The organism is Salinivibrio sp. ML323, assembly GCF_001995745.1.
GTDB classification, from domain to species: Bacteria; Pseudomonadota; Gammaproteobacteria; order Enterobacterales; family Vibrionaceae; genus Salinivibrio; species Salinivibrio kushneri.
In genome coordinates this window covers 78309-99580 of the sequence record NZ_MUES01000008.1, presented here as the reverse complement: position 1 = coordinate 99580, position 21272 = coordinate 78309, and the positions used below count along the sequence as shown (strand labels likewise).

At 48.6% G+C, this 21272-nt stretch carries 22 protein-coding genes and 1 pseudogene; 11 read left to right on the top strand and 12 right to left on the bottom strand.

Annotated features, from left to right (window positions below):
* The first annotated feature begins 125 nt into the window (after nucleotides 1–125).
* Nucleotides 126–1514, top strand: coding sequence for a peptide MFS transporter (locus BZG13_RS08000; RefSeq protein ID WP_077486239.1), 1389 nt, complete (start codon nucleotides 126–128; stop codon nucleotides 1512–1514).
* A 115-nt stretch (nucleotides 1515–1629) separates the two neighbouring features.
* Here BZG13_RS08000 and BZG13_RS15460 read toward each other — a convergent pair.
* The 6 genes and pseudogenes from BZG13_RS15460 to thrS form a co-directional block, all read right to left on the bottom strand.
* Nucleotides 1630–1812 (bottom strand): annotated as a pseudogene (locus BZG13_RS15460) (PhzF family phenazine biosynthesis protein); the annotation flags it as partial.
* A complete protein-coding gene (locus BZG13_RS07990; RefSeq protein WP_077459485.1) occupies nucleotides 1809–2099 on the bottom strand; it encodes a hypothetical protein in 291 nt (96 codons plus the stop codon). The pseudogene BZG13_RS15460 and the gene BZG13_RS07990, both read right to left, overlap by 4 nt.
* 168 nt (nucleotides 2100–2267) lie before the next feature.
* Complete coding sequence (gene rplT, locus BZG13_RS07985) at nucleotides 2268–2621, bottom strand: 50S ribosomal protein L20 (RefSeq protein WP_025673305.1); 354 nt, start codon at nucleotides 2619–2621, stop codon at nucleotides 2268–2270.
* Nucleotides 2622–2657: 36 nt separating this feature from the next.
* The gene (gene rpmI / locus BZG13_RS07980; RefSeq protein WP_025673304.1) at nucleotides 2658–2852 is read right to left on the bottom strand and encodes a 50S ribosomal protein L35; all 195 of its coding nucleotides are present in this window, start codon (nucleotides 2850–2852) and stop codon (nucleotides 2658–2660) included.
* Nucleotides 2853–2948: 96 nt separating this feature from the next.
* Nucleotides 2949–3494, bottom strand: coding sequence for a translation initiation factor IF-3 (gene infC, locus BZG13_RS07975; RefSeq protein WP_077459463.1), 546 nt, complete (start codon nucleotides 3492–3494; stop codon nucleotides 2949–2951).
* 3 nt (nucleotides 3495–3497) lie between these two features.
* On the bottom strand, nucleotides 3498–5426 hold the full coding sequence (gene thrS, locus BZG13_RS07970) for a threonine--tRNA ligase (RefSeq protein ID WP_077486237.1): 1929 nt from the start codon (nucleotides 5424–5426) through the stop codon (nucleotides 3498–3500).
* Nucleotides 5427–5679: 253 nt separating this feature from the next.
* Between thrS and hutC the strand changes: the two genes are divergently transcribed.
* The 6 genes from hutC (at nucleotide 5680) to BZG13_RS07940 (ending at nucleotide 13169) form a co-directional block, all read left to right on the top strand.
* On the top strand, nucleotides 5680–6384 hold the full coding sequence (hutC, locus tag BZG13_RS07965) for a histidine utilization repressor (protein WP_046073262.1): 705 nt from the start codon (nucleotides 5680–5682) through the stop codon (nucleotides 6382–6384).
* Nucleotides 6385–6664: 280 nt separating this feature from the next.
* Nucleotides 6665–7885: an imidazolonepropionase gene (gene hutI, locus BZG13_RS07960; protein ID WP_077486236.1), complete on the top strand. Its 1221-nt coding sequence runs from the start codon at nucleotides 6665–6667 to the stop codon at nucleotides 7883–7885.
* Nucleotides 7885–8895, top strand: coding sequence for a formimidoylglutamase (gene hutG / locus BZG13_RS07955; RefSeq protein ID WP_077486235.1), 1011 nt, complete (start codon nucleotides 7885–7887; stop codon nucleotides 8893–8895). Before hutI ends, hutG begins: the two co-directional genes overlap by 1 nt.
* A gap of 2 nt (nucleotides 8896–8897) precedes the next feature.
* Nucleotides 8898–10586, top strand: a complete 1689-nt coding sequence (hutU, locus tag BZG13_RS07950) for a urocanate hydratase (RefSeq protein ID WP_077459457.1) — start codon at nucleotides 8898–8900, stop codon at nucleotides 10584–10586.
* A 10-nt stretch (nucleotides 10587–10596) separates the two neighbouring features.
* On the top strand, nucleotides 10597–12141 hold the full coding sequence (gene hutH, locus BZG13_RS07945) for a histidine ammonia-lyase (RefSeq protein ID WP_077486234.1): 1545 nt from the start codon (nucleotides 10597–10599) through the stop codon (nucleotides 12139–12141).
* 158 nt (nucleotides 12142–12299) lie between these two features.
* Nucleotides 12300–13169, top strand: a complete 870-nt coding sequence (locus tag BZG13_RS07940; protein ID WP_077486233.1) for a fructosamine kinase family protein — start codon at nucleotides 12300–12302, stop codon at nucleotides 13167–13169.
* A gap of 33 nt (nucleotides 13170–13202) precedes the next feature.
* Here the strand turns inward: BZG13_RS07940 and srlR are convergent, their stop codons facing one another.
* From srlR to srlA, 6 genes are all read right to left on the bottom strand, one after another.
* On the bottom strand, nucleotides 13203–13970 hold the full coding sequence (srlR, locus tag BZG13_RS07935; protein ID WP_077486232.1) for a glucitol operon DNA-binding transcriptional repressor SrlR: 768 nt from the start codon (nucleotides 13968–13970) through the stop codon (nucleotides 13203–13205).
* A 77-nt stretch (nucleotides 13971–14047) separates the two neighbouring features.
* Entirely contained in the window at nucleotides 14048–14407 is a 360-nt protein-coding gene (locus BZG13_RS07930) for a transcriptional regulator GutM (protein WP_077486231.1), read from the bottom strand.
* 55 nt (nucleotides 14408–14462) lie between these two features.
* Entirely contained in the window at nucleotides 14463–15242 is a 780-nt protein-coding gene (gene srlD, locus BZG13_RS07925; RefSeq protein WP_077486230.1) for a sorbitol-6-phosphate dehydrogenase, read from the bottom strand.
* A gap of 18 nt (nucleotides 15243–15260) precedes the next feature.
* Nucleotides 15261–15626 (bottom strand): PTS glucitol/sorbitol transporter subunit IIA, encoded by a 366-nt coding sequence (locus BZG13_RS07920; protein WP_077486229.1) that lies wholly within the window; start codon nucleotides 15624–15626, stop codon nucleotides 15261–15263.
* A 12-nt stretch (nucleotides 15627–15638) separates the two neighbouring features.
* Nucleotides 15639–16664 (bottom strand): PTS glucitol/sorbitol transporter subunit IIB, encoded by a 1026-nt coding sequence (gene srlE / locus BZG13_RS07915; RefSeq protein ID WP_077486228.1) that lies wholly within the window; start codon nucleotides 16662–16664, stop codon nucleotides 15639–15641.
* A gap of 17 nt (nucleotides 16665–16681) precedes the next feature.
* Nucleotides 16682–17233 carry a PTS glucitol/sorbitol transporter subunit IIC gene (gene srlA / locus BZG13_RS07910; RefSeq protein WP_077486227.1) on the bottom strand — a complete coding sequence of 184 codons (552 nt, stop codon included), beginning with the start codon at nucleotides 17231–17233 and terminating at the stop codon, nucleotides 16682–16684.
* Between the two features lie 322 nt (nucleotides 17234–17555).
* Here srlA and BZG13_RS07905 point away from each other — a divergent pair, with 322 nt between their 5' ends.
* From BZG13_RS07905 to BZG13_RS07890, 4 genes are all read left to right on the top strand, one after another.
* Nucleotides 17556–18530 carry a KpsF/GutQ family sugar-phosphate isomerase gene (locus BZG13_RS07905; RefSeq protein ID WP_077486226.1) on the top strand — a complete coding sequence of 325 codons (975 nt, stop codon included), beginning with the start codon at nucleotides 17556–17558 and terminating at the stop codon, nucleotides 18528–18530.
* Nucleotides 18531–18629: 99 nt separating this feature from the next.
* Nucleotides 18630–19283 carry a hexitol phosphatase HxpB gene (gene hxpB, locus BZG13_RS07900; protein ID WP_077486225.1) on the top strand — a complete coding sequence of 218 codons (654 nt, stop codon included), beginning with the start codon at nucleotides 18630–18632 and terminating at the stop codon, nucleotides 19281–19283.
* A gap of 172 nt (nucleotides 19284–19455) precedes the next feature.
* Complete coding sequence (locus BZG13_RS07895) at nucleotides 19456–19659, top strand: CPXCG motif-containing cysteine-rich protein (RefSeq protein ID WP_069362368.1); 204 nt, start codon at nucleotides 19456–19458, stop codon at nucleotides 19657–19659.
* 161 nt (nucleotides 19660–19820) lie between these two features.
* A complete protein-coding gene (locus tag BZG13_RS07890; protein ID WP_077486224.1) occupies nucleotides 19821–21191 on the top strand; it encodes an MATE family efflux transporter in 1371 nt (456 codons plus the stop codon).
* Nucleotides 21192–21272: the final 81 nt, after the last annotated feature.

The following is a 21272-nucleotide window of genomic DNA, read 5'->3' as shown; positions in this document are numbered from 1 at the left end:
ACTCTAGTTTTACATATTTTGTTACAAATTATAGGGAGGTTTTTTACCAAAGACGTTTCGGCAATGTACTGCACGCCGATGATATAAATGCAGACCCAACAAAACTCACGAATAATTAATCAGTTATGGAAAACCCAAAGACAATACTTGGTCACCCTCGGGGACTGTTCTTACTTTTCGGCACTGAGCTTTGGGAGCGATTCTCCTACTACGCCATGCGTGCCATCCTCGTCCTTTACTTGACCGATCAAACCATTAACGGTGGTTTAGGCTGGTCAACCAAAGACGCACTCGAACTTTATGGCTACTACACTGGCCTCGTCTATATCACACCACTCATCGGCGGTTGGATTGCCGATAACTTTATTGGCCAACGTCGCGCTGTCGTTGTCGGTGGTGCACTGATGGCAATTGGACAATTCACCTTAGCTTTCCCTGCTCAACAATACGGTTTAGACATTGTTCATACGCTATACGCCGGTCTCGCGTTGCTCATCACCGGTTGTGGCCTGTTAAAACCCAACATTTCGACGATGGTCGGTGACCTTTATGATGAAGGCGATCATCGTCGTGATGGTGCGTTTACCATCTTTTATATGGGCATCAACATTGGCTCATTGTTAGCAGGCTTCGTCTCTGGCTCTGTGACCAGCGCTTACGGCTGGCAATATGGCTTCTTTGCCGCCGGTATTGGTATGGTGTTCAGCTTGCTAATCCAGCTAACCATGGCTAATTCTTGGTTAGGTGAAATAGGGCGAGTCCCAGCCGCACAGCAAGCGCGAGACGCCAATCATTCCAAGACCAATGCCCCACTGACTAAGCAAGAAATCGATCGCCTTAAAGTCATCTTATTGATGGGTTTATTCGTGATTATTTTCTGGGCCGGCTTTGAACAAGCTGGTGGCTTGATGAATATTTATACTCAAGAGTATACGGATCGTATGGTTGGTGGGTTTGAGATACCGGCGGCGTGGTTCCAATCGCTTAATCCTTTTTTCATCATTATTTGTGCACCCATCGCAGCCTCGCTGTGGGTACGCCTTGGCCCTAAAGAGCCCAGTTCGCCTGTGAAGTTTGCGATGGCTTTATTTATGTTGGCGCTTGGGTTCGTGTGCATGATTGGCGCGGTGTTAGAGCAAGGCGGTGATACCGCAGTGAAGACGTCGATGTTTTGGCTAGTGGGCGCGTTCTTCTTCCACACGTTAGGCGAACTTTGCCTCTCGCCTATCGGTTTATCCTTGGTTACTAAGCTCGCGCCGCTACGCTTGGCCTCATTGATGATGGGCGCCTGGTTCGGTTTCAACGCGATTGCCAACTATGTGGCGGGCATCATTGGCTCACATGTCGGTGATTATGGCGCCTTGGCGATCTTCGGTGGTATCGCGGCAACCGCTGCGATTTCCGGTGTGATCTTACTCGCGCTATCCGGCACGCTGATTCGTTGGATGCACGGTGCTGAGTCTGGTGCCACACCCAGTGAAGACATCGAACAACAACAAGTACAAGTGGCGTAACGCCACTTCACCACTGAAAAAGAGGCCGTTTGGCCTCTTTTTTTGTTGCACTGATTTTTACTAGATCTTGATAAAATCCAGCAGCTTTCCGCTGAATACGGCCACTACTTGGCCTTGTAGCCCAGCGTAAGAACATGGTATCTAAGGCAAGAAATGCCGTTTCAGAGACAGCCATTTCCTCGGCGATGGATAACATGATTGCTTCATCCAACATGGACGTCGAGATACACACCCCTGCCGGGTTTCCTTGAAACAATGACGCGCTAAAGGCATCAATCTGATACATATCAACAATCATGATTTCATTCCAAGCCGACGACGCAGCGAATGATACATTTCCACGATAAAAGTCGTAAAGCCAACGGTAGGATCGTGCTGAATGTAATCCTCGATTGCATTGAGATTAATCTGGCGGAATTTTTCAATCGCAGTCTCCGCACAATCAGCAACAATCACATCCCCTTCGATGATCAACCCCTGCTCTAACAATGCTTCTTTTTCGGCAAGGTAGTTGGGGGATTCCTTGATCAAGTAAGTAAACTGGTCACAGTTGTTAGGCTGACAAAAAAAGACGTATTGGTTCATCGAGTGTCCTTTGTTTCACTTTTTGAGCACTATATCATAATGATAGGACTATAGAATAAGTGCCAAAACACACTTTTATATGCACAAAGTGCAATTATCTAGACACCAACAAATAACAAAAAAGGAGAGCCGAAGCTCTCCTTTCTCAGCAATTCTTTACTGTAAAAATTACAGTGAAGCTTTCGCTTTTTCTACCAGCACAGAGAATGCTGCTTTGTCATATACCGCGATATCGGCAAGGATCTTACGATCGATTTCGATCGATGCCTTTTTAAGACCGTTAATCAGACGGCTGTATGACATACCGTTTTGGCGAGCCGCAGCGTTGATACGTGCGATCCACAGTTGACGGAATTGGCGTTTCTTGTTGCGACGGTCACGATAAGCATATTGACCTGCTTTCGTTACCGCCTGAAAAGCTACGCGGTATACGCGTGAACGCGCACCATAGTAACCTTTCGCTTGCTTCATTACACTCTTGTGACGTGCACGAGCTTGTACACCACGTTTTACGCGAGCCATTGTCTCTCTCCTAAACTAAATAATAAAACTAAAAACTTATGCGTATGGCAGCATGCGAGCAACTTGCGCGTTTTCACACGCAGGAAGAACCGCATTTGGACGAAGCTGACGCTTGTTCTTAGTAGTACGTTTAGTCAAGATATGACGCTTGGTTGCACGCTTGTACTTGAAGCCACCAGCCGTTTTTTTGAAACGCTTAGCAGCACCTTTGTTGGATTTCATCTTAGACATGATGAATAACTCCGCATTGTGTTAATAACATAGCAATTTGGCGAACAAAGCGGCTGCACCCAGCAGGCGCAGCCGCTTGTTACTTGGAAGCCAGAATTACTTCTTCTTTGGGGCCAGAACCATGATCATCTGACGGCCTTCGATGCGTGATGGGAAGCTTTCTACTGAAGCAATTTCAGCAGTGTCTTCTTTCAAGCGGTTCAGCACGTCAACACCGATGCTTTGGTGCGCCATTTCGCGACCGCGGAATCGGATAGTGACCTTGACCTTGTTGCCCTCTTCAATGAAGCGAACCAGGTTGCGTAGTTTTACCTGATAGTCGCCTACATCTGTGCCAGGACGGAATTTAACTTCCTTAACCTGAATAGTCTTTTGTTTTTTCTTCTGCTCTTTCGCAGCTTTACTCTTCTCGTAAAGGAATTTGCCGTAATCCATGATACGACAAACCGGCGGCTCAGCGTTCGGACTGATCTCTACCAAGTCAAGAGTCGCCTCTTCTGCTTTGGCGAGTGCTTCGTCAAATGGGACAATCCCCACTTGTTCACCGTCGGCGTCAGTCAGACGGACTTCCTTAACACCACGAATTTCGTTGTTTAGACGATGAGCGTTTTTCTTTGCCGGGGCTTTTCTTGCGCCTTTAATACCTTATTCCTCCACAATATTGAGTGTTCGATCTTGCACTTCTTGCTGCAACTGCGCTAAGAAGTCATCAATCTTAATTTTACCCAAATCTTTACCTTTACGGGTCCGTATTGCGACTTCGCCAGCTTCCATTTCCTGGTCGCCACAAACCAACATATACGGAACACGCTTCAAAGTGTGTTCGCGGATTTTAAAGCCAATCTTCTCGTTTCTCAAGTCCGCAGAGGCTCTAAATCCAGCTTTTTGCAGTTTTTTCGCAATCTCTTGCGCGTAACCTGCTTGTTTATCCGTGATATTCATCACAACCGCTTGTTGTGGTGATAACCACGCAGGGAAGTGTCCCGCGTATTCTTCGATAAGAATCCCGATGAAACGTTCCAACGAGCCCAGAATAGCGCGGTGAATCATAACCGGCGTATGGCGTTCGTTGTCTTCCCCTACATAGGTCGCGCTTAAGCGCTCGGGCAACGCGAAATCAAGTTGTACTGTACCACACTGCCAAGCGCGATCGAGACAATCATGTAGCGTAAACTCAATCTTAGGTCCGTAGAATGCACCTTCACCCTCTTGAATTTCAAATGGAATATCCATTGCTGTTAGGGCTTCATTCAAGGCTTGCTCGGCTTTATCCCACATTTCGTCAGAGCCGACACGTGTTTCAGGACGTGTCGACAGCTTGACTTCAATGTTGTTAAAGCCAAAAGTCTGATAGGTCTCATAGACCATCTCGATACACGCGCTGACTTCTTCTTGTACCTGTTCTGGAGTACAGAAAATGTGCGCATCGTCTTGAGTAAAGCCACGAACACGCATCAAGCCATGCAGCGCACCAGAGGGCTCATTACGGTGGCAGCTACCAAATTCCGCCATACGCAACGGTAGGTCACGGTAAGACTTCAGGCCTTGGTTAAAGATCTGAACATGACCAGGACAGTTCATCGGCTTAAGGGCGTATTCACGGTTCTCAGAATTCGTCGTGAACATGTAATCCGCATACTTATCCCAGTGGCCCGAGCGCTCCCAAAGCACGCGATCCATGATCAGCGGCCCTTTGACTTCCTGGTAATCATACTCAGTCAGCTTGTCGCGGATAAACTGCTCAAGTTCACGGAAAATGGTCCAACCGTTATGGTGCCAGAAGACCATCCCAGGTGCTTCTTGCTGCATATGGTACAGATCAAGCTGCTTACCTAGTTTACGATGGTCACGTTTAGCAGCTTCTTCCAAGCGTACCAAATGCGCTTTAAGTTGCTTTTTATCCGCAAATGCTGTGCCGTAAATACGCTGCAGCATTTTGTTGTCACTATTACCACGCCAGTAAGCGCCAGCCACATTCAGGACTTTGAAGTTCTGACAAAAGCTCATGTTTGGCACGTGTGGGCCACGACACATATCAATGTATTCTTCGTGGTGGTACAAGCCCGGACGGTCGTCACGTGATACATTCTCATCCAAGATTTCTATCTTGTATGATTCACCACGCGCTTCAAACGTATCGCGCGCCTCTTGCCAGCTGACGTTTTTCTTCACGACCTGATATTTGGTTTTCGCCAACTCTTTCATACGCTTTTCAATGGCGTCCAGGTCATCCTGGGTGAGCGAGCGATCCATGTCTATGTCGTAGTAGAAACCGTTGTCGATGGTTGGACCAATCGCCATCTTAGTGTCAGGGAAAAGCTGCTTAATCGCATGACCTAAAAGGTGCGCACAAGAGTGGCGAATGATTTCTAACCCGTCTTCATCTTTCGCGGTAATGATTTCCAGTTGCGCGTCGTGCTCGATAAGATCACACGCGTCAACACGCTCACCATTTACACGACCGGCAATACACGCTTTGGCAAGGCCTGGGCCAATATCGTTGGCAACATCATAAGTCGAAACAGGGTGGTCAAAAGAACGCTGACTGCCGTCAGGGAGAGTAATTAGAGGCATTGATAACAATCCTTCTCAGTGGTGCCACACACCAAGTGGCACATGAAGTGTATTTTGGCGATTAGTAAGTAACCGCACAGTGCGAGTAGAATGACGATTATGAAGATCCCGCATTTGTGATGCAAGTCATCCCAATAATAATTTCTACGCGAGAATCAGCGTGATAAACAATCAAGTTTTCTATCATTCACTTGATTTTACGCGAGACTTCATCAATCCTGATTTGTATACACAATTTTGACAAGGAAACCGTATGGCCAACGCGCCTCGTTATCAACAAATCAAAGCCTACATTGAAGAAAAAATTGAGACACGGGTTTGGCCGGTTGGTACGCGTATCCCCACCGAATACGAGCTGTGCGATCTATTTAACGTTAGCCGGATGACGGTCAATAAGGCGGTTCGTGACTTGGTGACTGATGGGCTACTCGAACGCACGCCGCGGCTAGGCACGTTTGTTACTGAACCCAAAGCGGAATCACCGTTGATGGACATTCGCAATATTGCCGATGAAGTCACTGCACGCGGTCAGCACTATCACAGCGTCATTCATGCCTTGAAGCGCCTCTCTGCGCCTGTTGACGTGGCAATGCGCTTGGGTGTGATGTTGGGCACCGACGTCTACTACAGCGAAATTGTCCACTACGGTGATGAGATACCGCTCCAGCTCGAGCAGCGCTGGGTGAACCCGGCGCTTGCGCCTGCCTATCTGGAACAAGACTTCAACCAGACCACCCCCAATGAGTACTTGTCTTCAGTATGCCCAGTTAACACCATTGAGCATAGTGTCGAAGCGATTAATCCATCAGCAGCAGTCAAAGAGGCATTGGCGATGAAGTCTGATGAGCCCTGCCTTTTACTTCACCGCCGCACCTGGAGCCAGCAAACATTGGTCAGTGCCGCATTACTCTACCACCCTGGTTCACGTTATAAACTCACGTCACGCACAGACAGATAGCCTAGCGCTCTCGTTAGGCGATGCTTGTTAGATGAATACCTCTCAGCGCTAAATCAAGGTTTACAACAATTGCATCAATCCGGACGCTACGATGAACGGGTTCAGACTTTAAAGTGGGCCTTTATGATTAAGGCTCATCCTCCCCTTCTACGTTAAACGTCTCGCTTCTCGCCGAAAAACGAACGAGCCGATCACAAAACCTTTACAACCCCTCTTGTGCTCGCGCCCTTATTTGTCTATACATTTGTATAGACATTTATGAAGCAGTAAGGTATTCGCCATGAAGAGGGTATTTACCGACGCAAACGTCATCAGTATGGCGAGCACGATGAGTGAAGCGTCAGGCTATCAATGCCAGTCTGGCTCTGCGATCGCCGTCGAGAACGGAAAAATCGTTGCGCTAGGGGAGCAAGCCAAGCAGCTTGATTGGCCCAAGCAGTCGTTAAATGGCTGCCTAGTCACACCAGGACTTATCGATAGTCACACACACTTGGTATTTGCCGGCAATCGCGCCGGTGAATTTGAGCAGCGCCTTAACGGGGTGCCTTACCAAACCATCGCTGAGCAAGGCGGTGGGATCTTGTCCACTGTCAACGCCACTCGCGCAGCCAGCGAGGACGAGTTACTGGCGCTTGCCCTACCACGTGCTGAAGCACTCATGCGAGACGGTGTAACAACCCTCGAAATAAAATCAGGGTATGGCCTCACTTTTGAGGGCGAGCTAAAAATGCTGCGCGTCGCACGCGCCATTGAGCAGCATTTGCCGGTTAATGTCTCCACCACCTTGTTAGCCGCGCATGCACTGCCACCTGAGTATCAACATGATGCCGATCACTACATTGACTTTGTTTGTCATACACTAATCCCTGCCGCTGCAGAACAGCAACTCGCTGATGCGGTAGACGTCTTTTGTGAAAAAATAGCCTTTAGCGTCGACCAAGCAGAAAAAGTCTATGCCGCAGCCAATGCGCATGGATTAAAGATTAAAGCGCACACCGAACAGCTCRGCGATCTCGGTGGCAGTGTGGCAGCCGCAAAAGCAGGCGCCTTGTCGGTGGATCATATTGAATACTTATCAGAAGCCGACGCTCAGCTTTTGGCAGAGTGCGGCACGGTTGCGACCTTGCTTCCTGGTGCGTTTTATTTTCTCCGTGAAACTCAACATCCTCCGATTCAAGCATTGCGTGACAACCAAGTACCCATGGCACTCGCGACGGACTTTAACCCAGGGACGTCACCCTTTGCCTCGTTAACCCTGATGATGAACATGGCCTCAACCTTTTTTAAATTGACGCCTAAAGAGAACCTCTACGGTGTCACCCGCCATGCTGCACAAGCCATGGGGCTAGACAACAAAGGGCAAATCGCTGTCGGATTTGATGCTGATTTTGCGGTTTGGCATTGCCAATCCCCGGCTGAGCTTAGTTACATGGTGGGCACTGCGCCACTGGCTGGGCGCATCGTTGGCGGAACATGGTATGACAACCAGGGGAGCCGCTGATGAAACACTTACCGGCTGATATGACGCTGTGGCAAGGGCGTGTTGACCCAGAGGACGGCGAGCGCGGACAGCGCTTGCACCAAATGGTGACCTCGTACACGTCTTCTTGTGAACAAGGCGGCGTAGTGATCTACGGTTTTGCTTGCGATGAAGGTGTCGCTCGCAACAAAGGTCGTCAGGGTGCGGCACTGGCACCGGATACGATTCGGCAGGCATTAGCGAACTTTGCCTGGCACAACGCCCCTGCCCTCTATGATGGTGGCAATATCGTCTGTGACGACACCGACCTCGTTCTTGCACAGCAAGGGCTAAGTCAACACATCCACCAAACACTATCACAGCATAATGTTCTGGTGCTGGGGGGCGGACATGAAACCGCGTGGGCCAGCTTTCAAGGTTTATCCGGCTACTTGTCACGCCATGTTTCATCCCAGCAGGCCCCCAAGATTGGCATCATTAATTTTGATGCGCACTTTGACTTGCGTACGCCACAAGGGATCAGCGAAGCCGGTAGCTCAGGCACGCCCTTCGCGCAGATCGCCCAACTTTGTCAGCAAAAAGGCTGGCCATTTCACTACGCCTGCTTAGGCGTAAGCCAAACCAGCAACACCCAGGCACTATTTGATAAAGCCGCACAACTTGGGTGCTGGGTAGAAGAAGATACCGACATGCAGGTGGCTGCGCTACCGGCACTCAAGACAAAATTAAGCGAATTCATCCAAGGGTGTGATTACTTATACCTCACGCTCGATATGGATGTTTTTCCCGCCAGTGCCGCGCCGGGTGTGAGCGCGCCAGCGACAATCGGCGTGCCAGTACAGGTCATTGAACCACTGATTCAATCCATTTTTAGTGAAGCCGACCGGCAGCGCGTTCGTGTCCCCGTGTTCGACATCACTGAAGTTAATCCCAACTACGACCGCGACCAGCAAACCAGTCGATTAGCGGCTCGCATGGCTTGGACCATGCTACACGCGACGTCGCACCACATTGATTCACAAGGAGAGTAACCATGACGGATCCACGTTTTGATTCACGCACGGTTAAAGCCCCAACCGGACCAGAGCTAAATACAAAAAGCTGGCTAACCGAAGCCCCCCTTCGCATGCTAATGAATAACCTACATCCAGACGTGGCCGAACACCCTAATGGCTTAGTTGTCTACGGGGGAATTGGACGGGCCGCACGCAACTGGCAATGTTTCGATAAAATTGTCGAGGTGCTTAAACGTCTCGATGACGATCAAACCTTGTTGGTGCAATCCGGCAAGCCGGTGGGCGTATTCCCCACCCACAAAGATGCGCCTCGTGTGCTTATTGCCAACTCAAACTTGGTGCCGCACTGGGCCAACTGGGAACACTTCAATGAGCTGGATAAGCAAGGTTTGATGATGTATGGCCAAATGACCGCAGGGAGCTGGATTTATATCGGCTCGCAGGGCATTGTTCAAGGTACTTACGAAACCTTTGTTGCCGTCGCTAAGAAGCATTTCGATGGTGAAGCCAAGGGACGTTGGATCTTGACCGGTGGTCTGGGTGGCATGGGTGGCGCACAGCCACTGGCAGCCACCATGGCTGGCTTTTCAATGATTGCGGTTGAGTGTGATGAAAGCCGTATCGATTATCGCTTGCGCACTGGCTATGTCGATCGCAAAGCTACCTCGCTTGACGAAGCCCTGGAGATGATTGAGCAAGCCAATCAAGCTGGCAAGCCCGTTTCCATTGGGTTACTGGCCAATGCGGCTGATGTTTTCCCTGAGCTGGTGAAGCGCAATATCACCCCCGATGTGGTCACCGACCAAACCTCAGCCCACGACCCTCTCAATGGTTACTTACCGCAAGGTTGGACCATGGAGCAAGCCGCTGCTCAGCGCAAAGAAAACGAAGCAGAGGTTGTGAAAGCGGCGAAAGCGTCAATGGCCGTACAAGTAAAAGCGATGCTTGATTTGCAAACGCGCGGTGCAGCAACCTTGGATTATGGCAATAACATTCGCCAAATGGCGCTCGAGGTAGGAGTTGACAATGCCTTTGATTTCCCAGGGTTTGTCCCTGCCTACATTCGTCCGTTATTCTGCCAAGGAATTGGCCCGTTCCGCTGGGCGGCCCTGTCAGGCGATCCGGAAGATATCTATAAAACCGATCAGAAAGTCAAAGAGCTGATCCCGGACGACCCACACCTGCACAACTGGCTTGATATGGCCAAAGAGCGCATTCAGTTCCAAGGTTTACCGGCTCGTATTTGCTGGGTGGGTGTCAAAGACCGTGCCCGCCTCGCCCTTGCCTTTAACGAAATGGTGAAAAATGGCGAACTCAAAGCGCCCGTGGTGATTGGCCGTGACCACTTAGACTCAGGCTCAGTGGCGAGCCCGAACCGTGAAACCGAAGGTATGCTTGATGGCTCAGATGCGGTGTCTGATTGGCCATTGCTCAACGCAATGTTAAACACGGCATCAGGGGCAACCTGGGTATCATTACACCATGGTGGCGGTGTTGGTATGGGCTTCTCACAACACTCAGGCGTGGTGATTGTCTGTGACGGCACCGACGACGCACACCAACGTGTGGCACGGGTGTTGCGAAACGATCCTGCGACAGGCGTCATGCGCCACGCCGATGCCGGGTACGATATTGCCATTGATTGCGCCAAAGAAGAACAACTCGATCTGCCGCTGTTGGACTTACCTAACCAACCGCTGCGCTAAGGAGAGCAAGATGTACACATTAACGCTACAACCTGGTGAGCTCACCCTAGACCAACTACGACAAGTCAGCCGAGAGCCCGTGCAACTGGCGTTTGCTGACGGCATTGAAGCCACTATGAAAACCAGCACCGACACTGTCACCAACGTCCTTGAGCAAGGACGGGTGGTCTACGGCATCAATACGGGCTTTGGCTTATTGGCCAATACCCGCATTGAGCTGGACGATCTGGAAACACTCCAACGCTCGATTGTGCTGTCTCACGCAGCGGGCATTGGTGAGTTTATGGACGATGCCACCGTGCGCCTGATGATGGTGCTCAAAATTGCGAGCTTGGCGCGTGGCTATTCCGGGATCCGCTTTGAGGTCGTCAAAGCGCTGGCAGAGTTGGTCAACCGCGAGGTGTATCCCTGTATTCCCCAAAAAGGCTCCGTGGGCGCTTCAGGCGACCTTGCGCCTCTCGCGCATATGAGCACGGTACTATTGGGAGAAGGCCAAGCGCGTTATAAAGGCGAAGTGATTTCTGGTGAAGCCGCGTTAAAAATCGCTGGGTTATCGCCTATTACACTGGGGCCAAAAGAAGGGCTGGCGCTACTTAATGGTACGCAGGCGTCTACGGCCTTTGCCCTCGAAGGTCTGTTCGAGGCCGAAGATCTGTACGCCGCCGCCACGGTTTGTGGTGCATTATCAGTGGAAGCAGCCCTCGGCAGCCGACGCCCCTTCGATCCACGCATTCACGACGTACGCGGCCACCAAACCCAAATGGATGCCGCTGCCGCCTATCGCCACCTACTGAATGAGTCCAGTGAAATTGGCGATAGCCACCAAAACTGCGAAAAGGTTCAAGACCCTTACTCACTGCGCTGCCAACCACAGGTGATGGGCGCTTGTTTGCAGCAAATTCGCCAAGCCGCCGACGTGCTCATTACGGAAGCCAATGCGGTATCCGATAATCCACTGGTGTTCCCAGAAGATGGCGACATCATTTCTGGGGGGWACTTCCACGCCGAGCCCGTTGCCATGGCTGCAGACAACCTCGCATTAGCGATTGCAGAGATTGGCAGCCTATCGGAGCGTCGGATGGCACTGCTCATCGACACTAACCTCAGTAAACTCCCTGCCTTTTTGGTGAACAACGGGGGGGTTAACTCTGGATTTATGATCGCACAGGTCACTGCTGCGGCGTTAGCCAGTGAAAACAAAACCCTGGCCCACCCAGCGTCGATTGACAGCCTGCCTACCTCAGCAAACCAAGAGGATCATGTCTCCATGGCGACCTTTGCCGCTCGCCGCCTACATGATATGAGCAGCAACACACGCGGTATTTTGGCCGTTGAACTGCTCTCAGCCAGTCAAGGCATTGACTTTCGTGCCCCTCATAAAAGTTCTGAGCGCTTGGAGCAAGCCAAAGCGGAATTACGTGGCGTGGTGCCGTTTTATGATAAAGACCGCTACTTTGCCCCCGATATCGAAAAGGCTAATGCGCTGCTTAAAACCGGCACCTATAATCGCTTAATGCCAAATAGCCTCTTGCCGAGCTTGTCTACCGTCTCTTAACCGTGGCAATAAGCACCAAACCGACAGTTAAACGGCTCTTTATGAGCCGTTTTTTATTCAAACTGTCGTCATATCCACAGATATTAGGCGACATCCTAGGCTACTATATAACCAGTTACTGTTACTTCCCCCTTTACCTCGATGTAACGGAGTCGCTTATGTGGCATGCCCTGTCTGTACACCTATCCGATCAACTCGGGATTGATTTTGAGATCACCGAAAAACACGCTCTCAGTGGTGGCGACATCCATGATGCCTATTGCGTTAGCGATGGCGGCGATCAACGTTTTTTCGTYAAGGTGAACGAGCGTGCCCTACTCCCCGCCTTTGAAGCCGAAGCAGAAGGGTTACGTCAACTCGCCATGAGCGGCCATATTCGTGTGCCTCAGGTGTATTTTGTTGGTCCCGTGAAAGATAGCGCTGTCTTGGTGCTCAACTATCTGCCCATCAAACCGATAGACGATACGCAGGCGTATTTGCTGGGACAACACTTAGCACGCCATCATCGGTGGGGGGAGCAAGCAGAATACGGCTTTGATGATGATAATTACATTGGCACCACGGAGCAGAGAAACTGTTGGCACCGCAAATGGTGTCGTTTTTTTGCTGAACAACGTATTGGTTGGCAATTGCAATTGGCGGCTGAGCGCTCGCTGCATTTTGGCGACATCGATACCATTACCGAAAATGTTAAAGCCCAACTTGTCGGCCACACGCCTAAGCCCTCGTTACTGCATGGGGATCTTTGGTCGGGCAACATGGGGCTGTCGGTCAACGGCCCTGTGGTGTTTGACCCAGCTTGTTATTGGGGCGATCGTGAGGCCGATATTGCCATGACAGAGCTCTTTGGCGGTTTCCCGCAAAGCTTTTACAACGGCTATCAAGCCGAGTGGCCGTTAGATGAGGGCTATCAACAACGAAAAGATATTTATAACCTTTATCATGTGCTTAACCACGTCAACTTATTCGGCGGCCCATACCTCACGCAAGCAGAACAATTGCTGACTCAGCTTTCGCTTACAAACTAACCGATATAGTGAGGCGTAAAGCGTGCGTCCCGTTTAGACAACCAAGACTTCTATGCCATGTTTTTGCAACGATTTAATGTGTTTTTGCGCAATATCGGAATCTGTTACTAAAATGTCAATTTTATTAAGAGGAACCACAACATTGGGGCTTCGACGCCCAAATTTACTCGAATCTGTGACAACAATAATTTTATTTGCTGCCTGACACATGGCTTGGCTCACTTGATACGCTTCATTGTATGTTGTGGTGCCTTGGGCAAGATCAAACCCATCCGCGCCAATGAATAGCTTATCAAACGAAAACTTCTGAAATGCCTGTTCGGCAAGAGCGCCATGGAATGATGCGGATTTATGTCTATAGGTGCCACCCGGCATTAACACTGTATGGGGAGACTCAAGCTCTGCAACGGCGTTGACAATATGAATACTATTGGTCATCAGCGTCAGCTCTAAAACATGCTGAAGGTGACTCACCATTTGTAATGTTGTGCTACCACAGTCAAGAACAATTGACTCACCATCCTGCACAAGTTTAGATGCAGCCTGCGCAATCAGGGATTTGTGTTCTAGGTTTAAGGTTTGCTTAACATCCATCGACCAATCTTCCAGGCCATGAGGTGGTGCTGCCACTTCAGCCGCGCCATACCGACGAATAACCAAACCCTCTTCTTCTAGTGACCGGAGATCGCTTCTTATCGTTGCACCTGATGTGTCAAACGTAGACGCAAGCCGGTTCACTGAAGTCTTACCGTGGGTTTTGAGAAACTCTAACAACCGCTCTCTTCTATTATCCAAATTCATTACATCATCCACTTTTTGATATACTTAGTACTGTAAACATAAGGCTTTCAAAATGAAAGATGCAAAAATCAAATTATCTAGAGATTTTCACGATTTGCGACACTAATCGCCTCTTGAAATGGCAGGCTAAGCTGTGATAACAAGCTGTTTGATAAGGGAAGATGCTGACCAACAAGCGAGCTCATTTTCTTTGGCCGAGAGAAAATCGACATACCTTTAATATAAGAAAAATCAACAATCTTACCATCGTCACTCGCCGCAATAATGACTACCGTTCTGGGCTTCCAGCGGCTTTTTGTCCGCCCGATTCTAACATTACCTTTTTGAGACAACTCCTTCAAAATCTTATTAAACGATCTAACTTGAAAATACCCAAAAACAATTTGAAGCCCCCACGCGAGTATCGCCACATAAATCATCGACCAGGTCGTATCCATAATCTTCCTTAAAAAAAGGGGTGAGACACCCCTTTTATTATTAATAATCAATTCGTTAAAACATAACCTGCCCACCAGTGATGTTGATAGACTGCCCGGTGCAATAGGCAGCCTCATCACTGGCATAAAACTTAAGCACATTCAGTACATCTTGATAATCACAGCCCGCTTTCAAAGGCACCTTATCAATGTATATTTGTTCAACATCAGACTCATCCACATTAAGTTTTTTAGCATATTGCGGAATAAGTGACTGAAACATTGGGCTTTTAAGCAAATTACCCAGCATCAAAGAATGCACCGTTACCCCATGCTCTGCCAAGTCGAGCGCCAGAGACTGAGTGAGTCCAACGCCACCAAATTTCGCTGCAGAGTAGCCGCTATTATGTTTAGAACCTACTTTGCCTGATTTCGAGTTAATTTGAATGATGCGTCCACCACGCCCTTCTCTAATCATAACTTTAGAGACTTCTCTGGCACACAGGAAATACCCTGTCAGATTAACATTGATTGACAACTGCCAATCTGCAAAGTCAAAGCTATCTATCTTAGATGCGGTTGCAACACCGGCATTATATACTAAAAGATCAATGCGACCTACAAGAGAGTCAACACGCTCGACCATTTCTTTAACGCTTAGTTCATTTGTCGCATCAACTTTCACACCAAATGCAGTCTCGTCACCATATTCTTGGTTAATCGATTCGCTGACACCACTTGCATTTTTTTCATTTAAGTCAGCAACGATCACACGGTAACCATCATCGGCTAATCCCCGACAAATGAACTCACCTAGAGTTTGGCCACCACCGACAACTAACGCTACTTTACTCATAACTACCCCTAACAATTTCTAATTAACAAAAAATGTAATTTCATCACCACATACGATACTGTCTGGTCGACTTCCTTCGACATGTACACAGCCAGGGAACTCCGCAGAATGTTCACCATCAAAACGAATCGTTATATGGCCTAACTCACTTAAATTCTGATTCACAACATCGCCCACAGCCGTAATAGGAAAAGAACGATCTGAAATCTTTATTTTATTACCAGGCTTAATCTCGCCTTTTAATTGATCATGGCAATGAATAAAGCAATAATCTTTTACTTCTTCGGGTGCAATGTCAGAAAAAAGAATCATCATATTGTCTTCCAGCGCTTCGCTGGCAAACTCACCGAGGCTTTGTATTTTTACTTGATAGAGAGCCGACATATGAACCTCCTATTATTGATAAATGAACATAGAAACAAACCAAGCAATCAACACGGTTGGCGCACCGGTTAAGAATCGAGAATAGAGCACAGATGGCACGCCGATTTCTACTGTCTTTTGGTCAGCTTCGGCAAGCCCTAACCCCACAGGGATAAAGTCACAAGCTGCTTGCGAGTTAATCGCAAATAGGGCCGGTAATGCCAAGTGAGGCGGAATGGTTCCCATGCCAATCTGGGTACCAACTAACACACCAATAACTTGTGCAATAACGGCACCAGGACCAAGAAAAGGCGAAAGCAAAGGGAAAGAGCAGATTAATGCTAACGTCACCAAACCTAGCGGATTTTGCGCAAGGGGAGTAAGACCATGAGCAACCAAATCACCAAACCCTGATGCCATAATGACGCCAATAAGCATCGCGACAAACGCCATAAAAGGCAGAATTGTCTGGATAACGGTATCAATGGTTTCCCGCCCAGCTTGGAAGAATGTCGACATCACTCCCCCCATCGCTAAGCCCACTCGCGCTAAGAGCCCATCACTCTGCTGACTCAGCTTTTTATTTGCATCAATCGTTGTTTTATGACTATTTGATGTCTGGTCTGATACATCAGCTGACTTATCAGTGGGTTCGGTTGATTCCTCTTTTTTAGCGATAGGGATTTCACCCGATGCATTCACCACTTTTATTCCTGACGGAGTCACTCCCGACACATAAATATCTTCAGTAATGTACTGAGCAAGTGGTCCACTCTTTCCCGTCGAATGAATATTCACTGTGGGTATTCTTTTTTTAGGGTAAAGACCACATCTAAGTGTGCCACCACAATCAATCACCGCAACGCCAATCTCTTCATCTGGGACACTTGTTTTAAATCCATCGACGAGTTCATAGCCAGTTACCTCTGATATTTTATGAGCAATGTCAGGGCAAGATCCGCCGGTAATGTATAAAACCTTCTTACCTTCTTGAATAGGGAGGTTTAATGGACCGCCCCAACCGCTACTGCCTTTTTCGATTACTAATACTTTAGACATTTCTATTCTCCCTTTACTTATTGGATAATGTGCACATTTCTATCGAGTTGCACGCCTTGCTGACGTTCAATAAAGTAGGTTGTGAGATCAGTAACCCAACCACGGAAGAAATTAGTAAACATACCCACTAACAAATAGCTCACAGCCAAAGGACCAAGCGGCAAACCGAGTGTTGTGATGCCACTTGCCACCCCTAGGTAGACAAAAAGCTCTCCAGGGTTAACATGGGGAAATAACCCGTTCATTGAATGACAGCTGTAAGAAGCAGCTGCATAATAAGAGGGTTTGTAACGCTCTGGCAAAAAGCGCCCAAGACTTAATGTCATTGGATTACAAAAAATAAAGGTACCAATAACTGGCAGAATCAAATAACGCGTGATTGGATTTCCTGCACAGCGTTGCGCTAGCCATTCAACCCTTTCTTGCCCAACAAACCGAATTAATGCGTTCATTGCCACAAGTAGAGAGATAAGTAACGGAAGTATCCCTGTTACCATGTCTGCAAAAACATCTCCCCCTTTCTCAAACAGCCCGATAAACCATTCCGCACCATGAATTATCCATTCCATAAACAACCCCTTTCATTAGTATATTGTGTTTAACCGCACTCATATTTTCACTTTGAAAGCATCATTGAAAGAAGAAAGGAGGAACCCCGTGACCAACATCACGATGTTTTTATTGTGAAAGACTTAAGTGCGATTTCAGCACCAAATAAAAATGCAATAAAATATTATTGCACCCTATAAGGTGAYCATGATCACATAAATAGCTTTTAACGCACCCATTATGGGCATTTAGCCGTTACTATCAGCCTGTTATAGCGTTGAATAATTTCACTAAGAATTTTTACACTAAAAAACAGACAATTTTAATGAGATTCCTATCAGTATGATTTACAACGATAAAGAAGTAACCAAAATAGGAAAAAGCTTTATAAAACATGAGCTTGAGCAAGGTGAAAAACTGTATTTATCAATGGACAACGCATTTGCCGATGCGGCCAGTTTGCTTTTACAGTGCAAAGGTAAAGTCATCGTCTCAGGGGTGGGGAAATCAGGTCATATTGGTAAGAAAATTGCAGCCACATTAGCCTCGACAGGTACGCCGTCGTTTTTTATTCACCCCACAGAAGCGCTTCATGGTGATTTAGGAATGATTGGGCAAGAAGATGTTGTGATGATGATCTCGAACTCAGGCAGTAGCCACGAACTGCAAACAATGCAAATGCTGATAGACGTAAAAAAAATCACGACTATCGCAATAACCAGCCATCCTAACAGCCCTCTCGGTCATGCCTGCCACTTAACACTTGATATTAAGGCAGACGAAGAAGCCTGCCCACTCGGACTTGCGCCAACTTCGAGCACGACGAATACCTTGCTTTTAGGTGATGCATTGGCACTCACCGTGATGACAATGCGGCAGTTTGATCACAACGATTTTGCGCTATCTCACCCCGCAGGTGCGTTGGGAAGCCGATTAATTACACGCGTTGAGCATTTGATGGAAGATAAGCACCAGCAAGCGTTTTGCTCTCCTGATACCGAACTACAAGACGCCATCGCCATCATGTGCCAAACAGGGCTGGGCCTTATCACGATCGTCGATAATAGTCGACACGTTTTGGGTGTGTTCACCGATGGCGATTTAAGAAGAGCCTTAGCAAAGGGGTGCTGCCATAAAACCGCTATGAGTGCATTACTGCAGCACAATCCTCTTGTTATAACATCGTCTCGCCTTTGTACTGAAGCATTAGCTCTGATGCATCACCATGGCGTCACGGCAATTCCTGTCGTCGACAACAATTCGTGCTTTACTGGCGTAATCAATCAACATACCATTCATCGCGCAGGTATTTGTTGAAGCGGTTTTTAGCACCAAGGACCACGATGTGCGCCGAATGGGGGTATCTCCGTTGAACAAATCCCTCTCATTGATTATTTCCTAAAGGTGAGGTTGGCGATGTTATCTGCCGCGATATTTGATATGGATGGTTTACTGGTCGATTCAGAACCATTTTGGCAACGAGTACAAACCGAAGAGCTCGGCAAGCTCGGCGTTTCTATCAGTTTACAAGACACGCGTGATACCACAGGCGTTCGAATTGACGAGATAGTCAAATACTACGCACGCACTCAGCCTTGGCAGGGCCCCTCCAATGCCGACGTACAAGCGCGGATCGTCGACCGTGTGGTGGCGTTAGTGAAAGACGAAAAACCGATGATGCCGGGCGTTAAAGAAGCGTTAGCGGTTTGCCATCAAGCTGGACTAAAAGTGGGCTTAGCCTCGTCATCGCCCCTTTCGCTTATTCATCTAACCCTCGATGCGTTAGGACTCAGTGAGCAATTTGCCATTGTCGAGTCGGCGGGCGCGCTTAAACACGGCAAGCCTCATCCAGAGGTTTATCTTAACGCCGCCAACGCCTTGGATGTGGATCCCGAGCACTGTGTTGCCTTTGAAGACTCATTTACCGGCCTACTTGCCGCCAAGGCGGCCTCAATGAAAACCATTGTTGTGCCCGCCGCTCACGAGTGGGAAGATCCCCGTTTCGTGATTGCCGACCAAAAGCTTGCGAGCCTTCGCGCATTTAGCGCAGATAATCTCGAATCGCTCTAGCTGTCGACATCACGATAGCAGCATAAATGGCATTCACCGGCATTCAGGTGATATGCCATTTGTCGCGACGCATAGCCCAGTTTATCGATCATATTATCCCCTACGTTTATCCCCTTAGCATCCTCATCTATACTGACCTTAAGTACAGAGAACCGAAAAGAGGTGTGTAACCATGGACGATATGACTGACCGGATCGTAAATTGCCCGCACTGTGGTCATCGCTTTGATATCACATTGGATCTAAGTGGTGGCAACCAGGAGTTTTATGAAGACTGCCCAAACTGTTGCAATGCCATTCATTACGATATGCAGATTGATGAATCTCATCGAACCATTAATCTGTTTATTGATGCAGACGATGAGCAAATTTTCTAGTCGTTAGGCTCGCGGCCACCGCCACTCGCTACCTTAAAATCATTGCATCGTCGCAGGTGCGAAATTGATAGTGCTTTCGCTTTCCTTTCTCTTCCTCGGGCAAGTATAATTGCGCGCAATCGATTCCTCCCTCCTTTTCACTTAAACATGTTGAGGCCAACGTGCAGCAATACCATGATGAAGCAAGAGCCATTGTTCGGCTCAGTATTCCAGTGTTTATCGCGCAAATCGCGCAAACCTCTATGGGGTTTGTCGATACCGTGATGGCAGGTGGCTATAGCGCCACCGATATGGCCGCCGTCGCCGTCGCATCCAGTGTGTGGATGCCCGCTATTTTGTTTGGTATTGGCCTGTTGATGGCGATGGTCCCGATAATTGCTCAGCTTAATGGCGCAAGCAAAGACGATCAGATCCCCTATCAGTTTCAGCAAGGCCTCTATATGGCGATGTTTCTGAGTGTTCCTATCGGGTTGGTTTTGTATAAAGCTGGCTTTATTATTGACTTAATGGATGTCGAAGCGGCGCTCACGATTAAGACCATTGGTTACTTGCATGCCGTGATTTGGGCGGTGCCGGCTTTTTTGCTTTTCCAAGCGATTCGTAACTTGTGCGAAGGCATGTCACTCACGGTTCCAGCAATGGTAATAGGCTTTATCGGCCTGGCCGCTAACGTGCCGCTTAACTGGATGTTCGTCTACGGTAAGCTGGGAGCCCCGGAACTTGGTGGCGTCGGCTGTGGCGTTGCCACCGCGCTAGTGTACTGGCTGATGGCAGCGCTGATGGCCGCGTATGTGATGATCAGCAAAAAGCTCAGTGGTCTGCACCTATTCGCCACCCTTTACACGCCGATTATCAAAGAGCAAATCCGCTTATTTAAACTCGGCTTCCCCGTGGCGGCCTCGCTGTTCTTCGAGGTGACCTTGTTTGCGGCGATTGCTATTTTAATCGCCCCACTTGGGCCGATAACCGTGGCCGCTCATCAGGTGGCGATCAACTTTTCCACCATGATCTTTATGTTGCCGATGAGCCTTGGCGTAGCAGTCAGCATTCGTGTCGGCCACCTATTGGGCAAACGCACCACCGAAGGCGCGGCTAATTCCGCCAAAATCGGTATTTGGCTGGGTGTCAGCACTGCCGTGGTAACCGCCTTACTCACCGTCTGGCTRCGCGACCCAATTATCGCCCTGTATTCTGATAATCCCGACGTCGCCACGCTGGCATCATCATTGATGTTATTGGCAGCTGTCTATCAGATCACCGATGCCATTCAAGTGGTCGCCGCCGGTGCCCTGCGTGGCTACAAAGACATGCGCGCGATTTTCCAACGCACCCTAATCGCCTACTGGGGACTGGGTTTGCCACTCGGTTATATGCTAGGCATGACAGACTGGCTGGTACCGGCCATGGGCGCACATGGTTTCTGGGTTGGCATTATTATCGGCCTATCCAGTGCGGCTGTATTGTTGGGTCTACGCTTACGCTGGATGCGCCAACAATCCCCCGAGTTCCAACTAGCCATGGCAGAGCGGTAAAGGGCTCTTTACCCTGTCAAGTAATTTGACAGGGTGATTGCGGTCACAGGTTTACCAAAACAGATTTAAAAGTTTATAAAA

Excerpts from the sequence above, each read along its gene's own strand:
- hutC (WP_046073262.1), top strand. The coding sequence starts at position 5,680 with ATGGCCAACGCGCCTCGTTATCAACAAATCAAAGCCTACATTGAAGAA.
- hxpB (WP_077486225.1), top strand. The coding sequence starts at position 18,630 with ATGTTATCTGCCGCGATATTTGATATGGATGGTTTACTGGTCGATTCA.
- BZG13_RS07930 (WP_077486231.1), bottom strand. The coding sequence starts at position 14,407 with ATGGATACGACCTGGTCGATGATTTATGTGGCGATACTCGCGTGGGGG.
- hutU (WP_077459457.1), top strand. The coding sequence starts at position 8,898 with ATGACGGATCCACGTTTTGATTCACGCACGGTTAAAGCCCCAACCGGA.
- BZG13_RS07990 (WP_077459485.1), bottom strand. The coding sequence starts at position 2,099 with ATGAACCAATACGTCTTTTTTTGTCAGCCTAACAACTGTGACCAGTTT.
- srlA (WP_077486227.1), bottom strand. The coding sequence starts at position 17,233 with ATGGAATGGATAATTCATGGTGCGGAATGGTTTATCGGGCTGTTTGAG.
- thrS (WP_077486237.1), bottom strand. The coding sequence starts at position 5,426 with ATGCCTCTAATTACTCTCCCTGACGGCAGTCAGCGTTCTTTTGACCAC.
- BZG13_RS07905 (WP_077486226.1), top strand. The coding sequence starts at position 17,556 with ATGATTTACAACGATAAAGAAGTAACCAAAATAGGAAAAAGCTTTATA.
- srlE (WP_077486228.1), bottom strand. The coding sequence starts at position 16,664 with ATGTCTAAAGTATTAGTAATCGAAAAAGGCAGTAGCGGTTGGGGCGGT.
- srlR (WP_077486232.1), bottom strand. The coding sequence starts at position 13,970 with ATGAATTTGGATAATAGAAGAGAGCGGTTGTTAGAGTTTCTCAAAACC.
- BZG13_RS07895 (WP_069362368.1), top strand. The coding sequence starts at position 19,456 with ATGGACGATATGACTGACCGGATCGTAAATTGCCCGCACTGTGGTCAT.
- srlD (WP_077486230.1), bottom strand. The coding sequence starts at position 15,242 with ATGAGTAAAGTAGCGTTAGTTGTCGGTGGTGGCCAAACTCTAGGTGAG.
- rpmI (WP_025673304.1), bottom strand. The coding sequence starts at position 2,852 with ATGTCTAAGATGAAATCCAACAAAGGTGCTGCTAAGCGTTTCAAAAAA.
- hutG (WP_077486235.1), top strand. The coding sequence starts at position 7,885 with ATGAAACACTTACCGGCTGATATGACGCTGTGGCAAGGGCGTGTTGAC.
- BZG13_RS08000 (WP_077486239.1), top strand. The coding sequence starts at position 126 with ATGGAAAACCCAAAGACAATACTTGGTCACCCTCGGGGACTGTTCTTA.
- rplT (WP_025673305.1), bottom strand. The coding sequence starts at position 2,621 with ATGGCTCGCGTAAAACGTGGTGTACAAGCTCGTGCACGTCACAAGAGT.
- BZG13_RS07920 (WP_077486229.1), bottom strand. The coding sequence starts at position 15,626 with ATGTCGGCTCTCTATCAAGTAAAAATACAAAGCCTCGGTGAGTTTGCC.